At 50.4% G+C, this 12,336-nt stretch carries 8 protein-coding genes; 3 read left to right on the plus strand and 5 right to left on the minus strand.

Annotated elements, in window-relative coordinates:
- The 5 genes from B3Z75_RS07445 to lysS form a co-directional block, all read right to left on the minus strand.
- A partial coding sequence (locus B3Z75_RS07445) for a nitrilase-related carbon-nitrogen hydrolase (protein WP_294069426.1) occupies positions 1 to 1,190 on the minus strand: 1,190 nt, incomplete at its 3' end.
- A 103-nt stretch (positions 1,191 to 1,293) separates the two neighbouring features.
- The gene (locus tag B3Z75_RS07450) at positions 1,294 to 2,034 is read right to left on the minus strand and encodes an HAD family hydrolase (RefSeq protein WP_294069429.1); all 741 of its coding nucleotides are present in this window, start codon (positions 2,032 to 2,034) and stop codon (positions 1,294 to 1,296) included.
- Positions 2,035 to 2,102: 68 nt separating this feature from the next.
- Positions 2,103 to 3,452: a glucose-6-phosphate isomerase gene (locus B3Z75_RS07455; RefSeq protein WP_294069432.1), complete on the minus strand. Its 1,350-nt coding sequence runs from the start codon at positions 3,450 to 3,452 to the stop codon at positions 2,103 to 2,105.
- A 115-nt stretch (positions 3,453 to 3,567) separates the two neighbouring features.
- On the minus strand, positions 3,568 to 4,566 hold the full coding sequence (locus tag B3Z75_RS07460) for an NAD(P)H-dependent glycerol-3-phosphate dehydrogenase (protein WP_294069435.1): 999 nt from the start codon (positions 4,564 to 4,566) through the stop codon (positions 3,568 to 3,570).
- 27 nt (positions 4,567 to 4,593) lie between these two features.
- Positions 4,594 to 6,324, minus strand: a complete 1,731-nt coding sequence (gene lysS / locus B3Z75_RS07465) for a lysine--tRNA ligase (RefSeq protein WP_294069438.1) — start codon at positions 6,322 to 6,324, stop codon at positions 4,594 to 4,596.
- A gap of 435 nt (positions 6,325 to 6,759) precedes the next feature.
- Between lysS and B3Z75_RS07470 the strand changes: the two genes are divergently transcribed.
- The 3 genes from B3Z75_RS07470 to B3Z75_RS07480 are packed head-to-tail and all read left to right on the plus strand — an operon-like array spanning position 6,760 to position 12,214.
- Entirely contained in the window at positions 6,760 to 7,281 is a 522-nt protein-coding gene (locus tag B3Z75_RS07470) for a complex I 24 kDa subunit family protein (protein WP_294069440.1), read from the plus strand.
- A 9-nt stretch (positions 7,282 to 7,290) separates the two neighbouring features.
- Entirely contained in the window at positions 7,291 to 10,425 is a 3,135-nt protein-coding gene (locus B3Z75_RS07475; protein ID WP_294069442.1) for an FAD-dependent oxidoreductase, read from the plus strand.
- A 16-nt stretch (positions 10,426 to 10,441) separates the two neighbouring features.
- Entirely contained in the window at positions 10,442 to 12,214 is a 1,773-nt protein-coding gene (locus tag B3Z75_RS07480; protein ID WP_294069445.1) for an NADH-dependent [FeFe] hydrogenase, group A6, read from the plus strand.
- Positions 12,215 to 12,336: the final 122 nt, after the last annotated feature.

Consider the following 12,336-nt stretch of genomic DNA (forward strand, 5'->3'; position numbering starts at 1 on the left):
GTCCTCTTTGTGGTGCCAAACCCCGGCATGGTAATCCCGTGAATATTTTCACGGGGCAGGCCGAGGGTATCGAATGCCTTTATCGTTACCAGGAGAGCAAGGGTGGAGTCCAGTCCTCCCGAAATGCCCAGGACGGCCGTCGTTGCCCCGGTATGCCGGAGCCGTTGTGCCAATCCGTGTGTCTGGATCTGGAATACTTCCTGGAGATGTTCACCGGCCGTATCTTCGGATGGAATAAACGGGTATGGATTGAATGTCCGGTACCATTTGCCGGCATTGACCGAAGGAATCATGCAATCGATCTCCAAGGAGCAGTCCGGCATGATTGTCAGATAATTGGTGTTTTTAATCCGATCGTGTCGTAATGCATCTATATCGATATCTGCGATGATCAATTCGCTTTCTAAAGAGAAACGTTTCGACTCGGCCAGCAGCGATCCGTTCTCTGCAATCAGGCAGGCTCCGGAGAAGACCAGGTCGGTGGTCGACTCGCCCTGGCCGGCCGAAGCATAGACATAGGCAGCGTTGCATTGACCCGACTGCTGAATCACCAGTGACTTCCTGTATTGGTGTTTACCCACCAGCTCGTTGCTGGCCGAGAGATTGAACAGGATATCCGCTCCCTGCAGTGCCAGGGCAGAGGAGGGAGGAGCGGGTGCCCAGAGGTCTTCGCATATCTCGATGCCGAAATTTGCATACGGGGTGTGGAAAATCATGCCTCCGGGAGTGATGGGCACCTTTTCGCCGTGCATATCCACCGAAAACAAATGCAAATCGTTCCCCGAGGCGAACCATCTTTTTTCATAGAATTCCCGGTCGTTGGGAATGTTTTTTTTGGGTACCAACCCCAATATGCCTTCGGCCGATATCACGGCGGCGACATTAAAAAGGCTGCTGCTGATTTTTAGTGGCAGCCCCACGATAGCGACGAGGAACGGCTTTTCTTTCATAAAGGCCGTTAGCTCTGCCAGTGAGTCCACAGCTTTGCGCTGCAGGGCTTCCTGAAAGAAGAGGTCACCGCAGGTGTATCCTGTGATGGATAGTTCGGGAAAACAGACAATCTGTACATTTTCCTTTACGGCTCTTTCAATCACCGCCTTCATTTCCTGGGTGTTGAAAGCGCAGTCTGCGACCCTCAACCTGGGTGATGCGGCTGCCACCCGAAGAAATCCGAACTCATTTATCTGCATATTTTAGGAGATTACAGCTGTTCCTGCAAAGTTAGTAAAAATCGGATAAATTACGGATAAGAAACGGATCTCTTACATTTGAGGAGGATGTGAAGAGGTTGATTTATACGATAATTGACTTTGTCAGGTGGATTATTTCCGGTATTGCTCCAAGCAGGTCGGTCATGGAGTGAAAGACAATGGCTGCGCCTGCATTTGTCAATACCGAGTCCGGAAGCGGGCCTGTATTGACAGCAATGGTGAAGATGCCTGCACCTACTGCCGCTTCGATACCCAATGGCGCATTCTCTATCACGATGGCCTGGTTGGGCTGCAGGTTGCCACCCTTTTCCAGTCCCATCAGGAATGGTTCGGGATGGGGCTTCCCGTGTACCACGTCAAAGGCAGTTACCATTGTTTCCGGTGTAAAGACGCCGGGAAAATGGGTGTCGAGGCGGTTTAGCAGGGAAGGCTGACCGGATCCGGTGACCAGCACAGGTTTTAATCCGTTTTTACTTACATAGTCCAGTACTTCTTTGGCGCCCGGCATGGTGGCGCCGCTGTTGTATTGCTGAAACAGCTCCGATTTCCGGGCATAAATTCTCTGCTCTTCTTCCTCCGTAGCGTCACGCTGCAGGTTTCGTTGAAAAACGGCGTTGATGGTCGACTTTCCGATTCTGCCTTCCTGAAGGTAAAACTCGTAGGGTATGTGTTGCAGGTTGAGTTCGTCCATCGTTTGCTGCCACGATTTGTCGTGAGCCGGCATAGAGTCATACAACACGCCGTCCATATCGAAGATGACGGCCTTGAGGTCAAAGCTGCGATACTGATTCTGTCGCAGGTATTCTTTTAATAATTTATTCATTTCTTTTTACAATAAAACCGCTGAGCCACTTAATGTAGCTCGGCGGTTCTCCCAAAAATTTTGAGTTTTTACAGTCTTGCCTTGATGGCTCTTGTGGCTTCTTCGTATCCCGGCTTTTCGAGGAGAGCAAACATGTTTTTCTTATAGGCTTCCACACCTGGCTGATTGAATGGGTTGATCCCCAGCAGGTAGCCGCTGATGCCGCAAGCCTTCTCAAAGAAATAGATCAGCTGCCCGATGTACTTTTCGTTTAGCTCGGGCAGTTCGATCAACAGGTTGGGTACACCTCCGTCTACGTGTGCAATGCGGGTCCCTAGCTCTGCCATCTTGTTTACCTCGTCCACTCTTTTTCCTTCCAGGAAGTTGAGCCCGTCGAGATCCCGCTTGTCGTGTGGAATTTGTACTTTCTTATTCGGCTCTTTCACCGAAATCACAGTTTCAAAGATGGTGCGCTCCCCTTCCTGAATCCACTGGCCCATAGAGTGCAGATCGGTCGTGAAATCCACAGCAGCCGGGAAAATGCCTACGTTTTCTTTTCCTTCGCTTTCGCCGTAGAGTTGCTTCCACCATTCGGCCAGGAAGTGGAGTTTAGGGTGGTAGTTGACCAGGATCTCAATCTTCTTGCCCTGTTTGTAGAGTTCGTTGCGAATTACCGCGTAGATGGCCGGGAGGTTGTAGTCGAAAGAGGTAGACGGTTCCGTCGCCTTTTCAATTTCAGCGGCCCCGGCCACCAGCTTGCGGATGTTTATTCCCGCCACAGCAATAGGGAGCAGACCGACCGGTGTAAGCACTGAATAGCGTCCGCCTACATTGTCGGGGATGACAAATGTTTTGTATCCTTCCGTGGTGGCCAGAGAGCGAAGCGCCCCTTTGGAGGCGTCGGTGATGGCAACAATTCGTTGTCTGGCTTCGTCCTTGCCCACCTTGCTCTCCAACATGTCTTTCAATAGACGGAATGCAATGGCCGGTTCGGTGGTCGTGCCCGATTTGGAGATGTTGATTATGCCAAACTCTCGGTTGTCCAGCCAGTCCATGAGCTCATGCAGGTAATCCTCACCGATGTTGTTGCCCGCATAGAGGATGACTGGGTTTTTACGTTTTTCTTTTTCATAAAGCCAATCGAAAGAGTCAGAGAGGGCATCGATGACCGCTCGGGCTCCCAGATAACTTCCCCCTATGCCTACCACCACAACGGCATCGCAGTGGGTGCGCAACACAGTCGCCGCATCTTCTATCTCCCTGAAGTCTTCTTCGGTGATGGAAGAGGGTAGGTTCACCCACCCCAGAAAATCGTTGCCCTCGCGCGATCCGTCGTGTAAAGCCAGGTTGCAGGCTGAGGCACGAGCCGATTGATTCAGAATTGATTCTTCTGATAGAAAATCGAATACCTGTTTGATGTTTAGTTGAATACTATCCATGATTATGCTGTTTTAGTCAATGAGATTTTATTCATTTTTGTCGATTGAGATGATGCTGAAGCTTTTTTTCAGTTTGGTAACGTCTGATGATTCGTGGCAGCCTGCATTTATCCCTTCAGAAAAAATCGATCAACTTGTTGATGGCAGCCTGTGGTGGCATCTTTTCATAAAGGATCTGGTATACTGTCTCTGCAATGGGTATGCTTGCCTTAAACTGTTTGTTCAGTTCGTAAATACACTTTGCCCCGTAGTACCCTTCAGCAATCATCTCCATTTCCAGTTGTGCCGTTTTGACCGAATAGCCTTTCCCGATCATGGCGCCGAGAGTGCGGTTGCGGCTAAACTGTGAATAGCCGGTCACGAGCATATCTCCCAGGTAATGTTGTTCGGTAATGTTTCGTTCAATAGGCACAACACTATCGAGGAAGTGGGACATCTCCTTCGCGCAATTGCTCATCAGCACTGCCTGAAAATTGTCACCGTATAGCAGTCCCTGACAGATGCCCGCTGCGATGGCATAAATATTTTTTAAAACAGACGCCAGCTCAATGCCCACCACATCGTTCGATACGCGTGCCTTCAGTAGCCTCGACGTTATAGCTTCGGCCAGCAACGTCGCCTTGGTTTGATCCTTGCTTGCCACCGTCAGAAACGACAGCCGTTCCAGTGCGACCTCCTCAGCGTGACAAGGCCCCGAAATAACGCCGATGTTTTCCAGGGGGATTTTGTAATTGGATGCAAGAAATTCGCTCATCACCATGTTGTCGTTGGGGATGATTCCCTTCAGTGCCGATACCATGAACTTGTCGCGAAAGGTACTGTTCCATATTCTGCGAAAATATTGTTTCACATAAGGAGATGGAATGGCAATGATGACCGTATCCGACTCCTTGATGGCTTTCTCAAAGTTGGAATAAAAGGTGATCTGGGCCAGGTTGAACTTTACGTTGGTCAGGTATCCGGGATTATGCCCCAGCTTGTAAAATCCTTCTATCTGTTCGTCGCGGCGGATGAACCAGTTCATGTGTTTCTGGTTCATCAGCACAATTTTAGCCAGTGCCGTACCCCAGGTGCCACCCCCCAAAATACAGATTTTTCCGATTGAATCCGTCATAATGTTTCTCAGAAAGTCCGGTTGTAATTATTCCGATGTATTGGCTATCCAGGTTTTAACCTCCTCAGGCGTGGGATTGTTCAATCCCATTTTGAACTTTTTGTTCAGGCCGCAAATTTCCTGATGAAATTTGTTTGGGTTCACTTCCTGCAGGCTCTTTACCTGCAGATACCCTGCTTTTTGAATGAGGGCAACCCATTCTTCCGGGATGCCTGCTTGCATATAGTCCGACACTGTGTCTCTTTTTACTTTCTTCTCCGGGCGCATTAGCGGAAAGAGCAGTACCTCCTGGATAGTCGTCTGTCCTGTCAACAGCATCGCAAGCCGATCCATCCCTATGCCCATGCCCGAAGTGGGAGGCATCCCGTATTCGAGAGCACGCAGAAAGTCCTGGTCAATGAACATTGCCTCGTCGTCGCCTTTTTCGGAAAGACGCAGTTGCTCCTCAAAGCGTGCGCGCTGATCAATGGGATCGTTCAGTTCGGAGTAGGCATTGGCCAGCTCCTTTCCGTTAACCATCAGCTCGAAACGTTCCGTCAACTCCGGATTGTCACGGTGGCGTTTGCAAAGGGGCGACATCTCAATGGGGTAGTCGATGACGAAGGTGGGTTGTATGTATTTCCCTTCGGCCTTCTCCCCAAAGATCTCGTCGATCAGTTTTCCCTTACCCATCGTCTCATCCTGCTCCACACCCAACTTTTTGCACACATCACGAAGCTGCTCTTCGTCCATGCCGCTGATGTCGATGCCGGTATGTTCACGGATTGCATCGATCATCGTCACTCTTTTGTAGGGAGCCTTGAAATCAATTTCCTGATCTCCCACTTTCACTTTTGTGGTACCCAGAACTTCCAGGGCTACGTGCTCCAACATCTGCTCGGTAAATTCCATCATCCACCGGTAGTCTTTATAGGCCACATAAATCTCCATTACGGTAAACTCGGGATTGTGCGTCCTGTCCATCCCCTCATTGCGGAAGTTACGGGAAAATTCGTACACCCCTTCAAATCCGCCAACAATCAGTCGTTTCAAGTACAATTCATTGGCAATGCGGAGATAGAGGTCGATGTCGAGAGCATTCATGTGTGTGATGAACGGACGGGCGGCAGCACCTCCGGGTATACTTTGCAGTACAGGGGTGTCCACCTCCAGATATCCCTGCTGGTTAAAATAAGTCCGCATGGCATCGAAGATGCGGGTACGTTTCACAAAAATATCTTTTACGTTGTCGTTTACCAGCAGGTCTACATAGCGTTGTCGAAAGCGCAGCTCAGGATCGGTAAGCTTGTCGTAGGCCACGCCATCTTTCATTTTTACAACCGGTAACGGTCTGAGTGACTTGGATAAGATGGTCAGCGTTTCTGCGTGTACCGATATCTCTCCCGTCTGCGTGCGAAAGACGAAGCCTGTAATCCCCACGAAGTCACCGATGTCTGTCAGTTTTTTAAATACGAGGTTGTACAGCTCTTTATTCTCACCCGGGCAAATGTCGTCGCGGGTAATGTAAACCTGGATGCGTCCCCTGGAGTCCATCAGTTCTATGAATGAGGCTTTCCCCATGATGCGTCGGGTCATGATGCGTCCTGCGATGCTTACCCTGCGATGTTCCGTTTCGTCGTTGAAGTCGTTTTTTATATCTGTGGACCAGGCGTTTACTTCATACAGGGCGGCGGGGTAGGGTTCCACTCCCAGTTGTCTCAATTCATCCAGACTCTGCCGGCGTATGATTTCCTGTTCGCTCAGTTCTAAATTTTGCATGTTTTGATTGAATTGTTTGAGCAGCAATGCCCAAATTTTTCACAAAAGTACAAAATAATTCAGTACGAATGGTTACTTTTTTCCGGAGACTATCACTTCAAGCCAATTTCCATGTCTGCCACTGTCCAGGACAGCGTTGATGCCCGCTTCCGTCAGGCGAGCCGGTAACCGCGATCGTGTAGCCCGTACCTGTTTGTCAGATTCTATCCTATGGGGATCTGTGAAAAGAAGTGGCGATAAAGTGTTGATGTGTTGAGGGTTGTCTTTGTTTTTCAGGTAGGTGAATTTTTGGAAAATAATTAAAGAAATATTTCTTTAATCCCGGGAGTTATATTATATTTGTAAGGGAATATAGTGCGGATTTACAGGGTTAAAGAACTTCTGTAGCTTGTTGTATATGTCAGTTGTGGTGTGCCTTTTTTTAAAATCTGTCTTATGGAAACACTTGCCAATATTCCAGTCCCGGGAGAGGTCCTCGATGAGATTATAGAAAAACAGCGGGGGAAGCCCGGCATGTTGCTTGCTACGCTGGAAGAGGCGCAAGGAAAAAGCCAATGGAAATATCTTCCCGGTGAAACGCTTGCGGAGGTCTCAAAAAAACTGAATATCCCTTATACCCGGGTATATAGCGTAGCGACCTTTTATTCTTATTTTAATCTGAAGCCTCAGGGTGAGCACGTCGTTGTAGTCTGCAGGGGTACGGCTTGTCATACAAAGGGGTCAAAAGCCCTGCTGGATGAGGTTGCTGATATTTTGGGAATTGAAAAAGATGCGGATGGTGCGGATTCCTTCTATACCACTTCCGACCATCTGTTTACTGTGAAAACGGTGGCATGTTTTGGCCAGTGCGCTCAGTCACCTGTTGTTGAGGTGGATGGGGTTATTCATAGTAATGTGAATGCGCAGAAGTTGCTGAAGATCATGAGCCGGGTAAAAAAGAAAAAACCAGAAAAATAAAACAATCCTATGAAGCCGTCCGAAATTATTACAATGCGGGAGCAGCATCGGGAGAGGATTCTTCCTGATGAGCCGATGATGCTTGTGGGGATGGGTACCTGTGGTGTCGGAAATGGGGCCGGTGCAGTATATGACCGTATTATGAGGCAGATAGCGGAGGATGGCATCAAGTGCAGGCTCAAGCAGACAGGATGTTTCGGTTTCTGTGCCGTAGAGCCGGTGGTCATGCTGTACCGGCCGGGTGTGCCAATGCTGGTCTACAGCAAAGTGAACGAAAAGGATGCGGCCCGCATCGTTGAAAGCATTGTAAAAGGCAGGATCTGCCGGAGTAAGCTTTTGTGCAGGATCGACAGATGGGATTTCCTGACCTCGAAGGTGGAGTTTGGCAAAGGATATGAGGATGTTCCTCATTGGGATGAGATTCCTTTTTTTAAGGGACAACAGAAGGTGGTGTTGCGCCACGCCGGGCTCATTGATCCCGAGGAAATCCGGGATTATATTGCTGTTGGAGGTTACAACGCCCTGGCAAAGGTGCTTGCTGGTTTTACGCCGGCCGAGGTAATCAGCGAAGTGACTCTGTCGAACCTTCGCGGACGCGGCGGCGCCGGCTTCCCTGCCGGGGTAAAGTGGACTCTTATGCAGAAGCAGGAGTCTGATCGCAAGTATATTATCTGCAATGCCGATGAGGGTGACCCCGGCGCCTATATGAACCGCAATGAGATTGAGAGCGATCCCCATATGTTAATCGAGGGGATGCTGATTGGCGCTTATGCGATGGGTGCCGATAGTGGAATTGCTTATGTAAGAGCCGAGTATCCTCTCGCCGTGAAGCGGTTGAAAAAAGCGATCGCGCAGGCTGAGGAGCTGGGGCTGTTGGGTGTGGATATTTTGGGTTCCGGACTGAACTTCAGGCTGGATGTGGTGGAGGGAGCCGGCGCATTTGTCTGCGGTGAAGAGACGGCGCTGATCGCTTCCATCGAAGGGAAAGCCGGCCGGCCGATGCCGCGTCCTCCCTATCCGGCAAGCAGGGGGTTGTATGGAAGACCCACAAACATCAACAACGTGGAGACCTGGTGCAACGTGCCGGTCATCATGGAGAAAGGGAGTGCATGGTTTAAGGCTATCGGAACGGAAAAAAGTGCCGGCACGAAAGTGTTCTCGCTGGTCGGCAAGGTAAAGAATACCGGGTTGGTGGAACTTCCGCTTGGCTCCAGGCTGGAGCAATTCGTTTTTGCCATTGGTGAAGGGACGGGCACCTCCAAACGGGTGAAAGCGGTGCAGACTGGAGGACCATCGGGAGGCTGCATACCGTTGGAGTATTTTTCTACACCTGTCGACTACGAATCGTTGAGCAGCATAGGGGCGATCATGGGTTCGGGCGGAATGGTGGTGATGGATCAGGACAACTGCATGGTGGATGTGGCGCGCTATTTCCTCGAATTCAATGCCGGTGAGTCGTGTGGCAAATGCACGCCCTGCCGCGAAGGACTTGCCCAGGCACTCGCCATCCTTACGCGCATCACCCGGGGACAGGGCACTGCTACCGACCTGGCCATGCTTGAACTGCTTGGCGGTGTAATCAAAGATTCGTCGCTCTGTGCGCTCGGACAGACAGCTCCCAATCCGGTCATGACGACATTGAAATATTTCCGGCATGAGTACGAGGAGCATATCAGGGAGAAGCGCTGTCATGCCGGTACCTGCGAGTCCCTATTCCCGGCGCTGTGCGAAAATAGTTGCCCGTTACATATGGATATCCCCGGATATATTGAACTGATAAAGGAGGGGAGGTGGGAGGATGCTTTTGAACTTACCCTGCGCGACAATCCATTGCCGGGTACGCTGGGCCGCATCTGCCATTTTCATTGTCAGATGCGCTGCCGGAGGGAGATGCTCGATCAGCCTGTTTCGCAGGGTGAGATACACCGCTACCTGGCCGATACCATCTATCAACTCGGGAAAGAGGAGGATATATACCGGAGACTGATCAAAGAGAAGCTGGCACCCACCGGAAAAAGGATTGCCATTGTCGGCGCCGGTCCTGCGGGACTCACGGCCGCCTTTTATCTCGTACGTCTGGGGCACGATGTGAGGGTCTATGATGCGATGCCCGAGGCGGGCGGCGTCCTCCGTTATGGTATTCCTCAATATCGTCTACCCAGGGAGATTTTGCAAAAAGAGATAAAAATAATCAGAAGGCTTGGTGTTCAATTTAAAATGAATCGTCGACTGGGAAGGAATCTCTCGCTGGACGAATTGAAAAAAGAGTCTGATGCTCTCTTTATGGCGATAGGAGCATGGGAAGATGTTGCAATAAACATCCCGGGTGAAAATGCGACAGGTGTGTATGCAGGGAGTGAAATCCTGAAGGAGATGGCAATGGGTGAAATTCCGCGAACAGGGCAATGTGTTGTGATTGTGGGTGCGGGCAATGTGGCCGTCGATGTTGCGCGTTCTCTCCTGCGGCTGGGCAAAGAAGTGACCCTTGTATACCGTCGCGAAAAGAGCGATATGCCGGCCAATGCCGTGGAGATATCAGAGGCGGAAGAGGAGCAGATAAAATTTCGTTTCCTCGCAGCCCCACACGAAATTGTTGCTGATAGTTCGGGGCTTGTCAGGGCGCTGCGCATCGAAAAAATGAGACCCGGAAACATCGATCGTTCCGGAAGAAGGAACCCTGTTGCGACGGGATTGTTTGAGGAAATACCCTGCGATTCCCTGATTCTGGCAATCGGAGAGCGGGTCTCTTCGGAAGGGCTGGCAGGCGGGATGTCGCTGACAAGGGATGGACGGATTGCCGTGGACCGGTTTACCTTCCGGACGTCTGATCCTGTAATCTACGCCGGCGGCGACGCTGTCAGCGGTCCCGCAACCGCTGCTGAGGCAATGGGAATGGCAAAGAGGGCCGCTGCTGCCATCGACAGGGCACTGATGGGTAAAGAGAGATTTCCTCTTTTGTCTCGCGAATTCTATTATGGGAATGAGGTTCCCCTGAATCCGAAGCCAAGCCCAAAAAATGTAGCCAGAAAGCTCTCTGTGAGAGACCGGGTGAATAATTTCAACGAGATCTCCTTCGGGTTTACGGGTGAGCAGGCGCAGAATGAAGTGAAGAGGTGTCTTCGATGTGATGTCCGATGTCAATAGATAAAATAAGCATACGATGGAAGTCACGATAAATAATCAGACAGTTCGGGTAGCTGAAGGGAGTACCATCTGGCAGGCATGCCGCATGGCGGGCATTCGTGTGCCTTCGTTGTGTTATCTGAAAGATGTGTCTCAGAACGCTTCATGTGGCGTGTGTGTGGTTGAGGTGAAGGGGGCCAGGTCGTTGTTGCGATCCTGCGTCACAAAGATCGCCGAAGGAATGGAGATATTGACAGACAGTCCCCGTGCCATGGAGGCACGGAGGCTGAACGTGGAGTTGTTGCTGGCCAACCACCCACAGGATTGTTTGATCTGTGACCGGAGCGGAAGCTGCGAACTGCAGCAGCTAGCCTATGCACTGGGAATCAATGGGAGACGCTTTGAGCGAACCCGGAAAGAATATTATAGAAAAGATGATTCGTCTCTTTCCCTGGTACGCGATCCGGAAAAATGCATTCTTTGCGGGCGGTGTGTCGCTGTCTGCAGCAATGTGCAAAGTGTGAAAGCAATTGATTTTGCGGGGCGAGGCCTTAAAACGAAAATTTCCACGTTCCTTGACGAAGGTTTGGGGCTTGTGGCCTGCACAAATTGCGGCCAGTGCGCACTCGTATGCCCGACGGGTGCCATCACGGAAAAAAGCGCTGTTGGCGAAGTGAGGAAAGCCTTGCAGGATCCGGAAAAAGTGGTTCTTGTGCAAACCGCGCCTGCTGTGCGTGTGGGTATCGGAGAGGCCATGGGCATGCCTTATGGAAGTCTTGTTACCGGGCAGATGGTGGCCGGGTTAAGGCGTCTTGGCTTTTCGAAGGTCTTTGACACCGATTTTGCGGCGGACCTTACCATTGTGGAAGAAGGCAACGAGCTGCTCCATCGCATTCATAACGGTGGCATTTTGCCGATGATCACCTCCTGCTCTCCGGGTTGGATCAAGTTTATCGAGCATTTCTATCCGGAGCAGCTTGGGCATTTGTCTACCTGTAAGTCGCCACAACAGATGTTTGGTGCGGTGGCCAAGACCTATTATGCTGAAAAGACGGGTGTCGATCCCCGAAAGATTGTGGTGGTCTCGATTATGCCCTGCACTGCAAAAAAATACGAAGCCCGCAGACCGGAAATGGATGGAGCATTCCAGTACTGGAAAGAGAAGATGAATCTTTCGGAAGAGGATCACTTCTATGATGTCGATTTTTCTCTTACTACCCGGGAGCTGGCACGCATGTTTCGTGAAACGGGCATCGAATTTACACAACTTCCGAACGAGGAGTTTGACAGTCCTTTGGGAAAGTCGACCGGTGCGGCAGTGATATTTGGTTCCACGGGCGGGGTGATGGAGGCCGCGTTAAGGACTGCCTACGAGATCTATACAGGGAGCTGCCTGGAGGATGTCGATTTTTACGCTATCCGAGGCCTGGAAGGGATTAGGGAAGCCGATATAAACCTGAACGGGGCCATTGTGAAGGTAGCAGTTGCACATACATTGAAAAATGCGGGCATCCTGCTTGATCAGATAAGGAGCGGCACATCCCCATATACCTTCATCGAGGTGATGGCATGCCCGGGAGGCTGTCTGGGCGGAGGTGGACAACCTATACCGACCAATGCGGAGGTGTGCGCAAAAAGAGCGGCATCCATCTATCTTGAAGACGAGCATAAGGAGATGCGCAAATCACATGAAAACCAGGATATTATCAGTCTGTACGATGATTTTCTTATAGAGCCGCTGGGGGAGAAATCGCATCATCTGCTGCATACGCACTATGTTGAAAGGGAAAATTTCAATTTTAGCATTTGAAGTGATCCTGATTAAAGAGACAAAGCACGCGAATTAATTTGTGATAAATTATATTAAATTAAAAAAAACCGCTTACTTTGCAGAGCAGGGTTGATCAAGGGTTTAATCGGATGGAAAATAGG

The organism is Proteiniphilum sp. UBA1028, assembly GCF_002316955.1.
GTDB lineage: Bacteria > Bacteroidota > Bacteroidia > Bacteroidales > Dysgonomonadaceae > Proteiniphilum.

Excerpts from the sequence above, each read along its gene's own strand:
- B3Z75_RS07450 (WP_294069429.1), bottom strand. The coding sequence starts at position 2,034 with ATGAATAAATTATTAAAAGAATACCTGCGACAGAATCAGTATCGCAGC.
- B3Z75_RS07455 (WP_294069432.1), bottom strand. The coding sequence starts at position 3,452 with ATGGATAGTATTCAACTAAACATCAAACAGGTATTCGATTTTCTATCA.
- B3Z75_RS07460 (WP_294069435.1), bottom strand. The coding sequence starts at position 4,566 with ATGACGGATTCAATCGGAAAAATCTGTATTTTGGGGGGTGGCACCTGG.
- lysS (WP_294069438.1), bottom strand. The coding sequence starts at position 6,324 with ATGCAAAATTTAGAACTGAGCGAACAGGAAATCATACGCCGGCAGAGT.
- B3Z75_RS07470 (WP_294069440.1), top strand. The coding sequence starts at position 6,760 with ATGGAAACACTTGCCAATATTCCAGTCCCGGGAGAGGTCCTCGATGAG.
- B3Z75_RS07475 (WP_294069442.1), top strand. The coding sequence starts at position 7,291 with ATGAAGCCGTCCGAAATTATTACAATGCGGGAGCAGCATCGGGAGAGG.
- B3Z75_RS07480 (WP_294069445.1), top strand. The coding sequence starts at position 10,442 with ATGGAAGTCACGATAAATAATCAGACAGTTCGGGTAGCTGAAGGGAGT.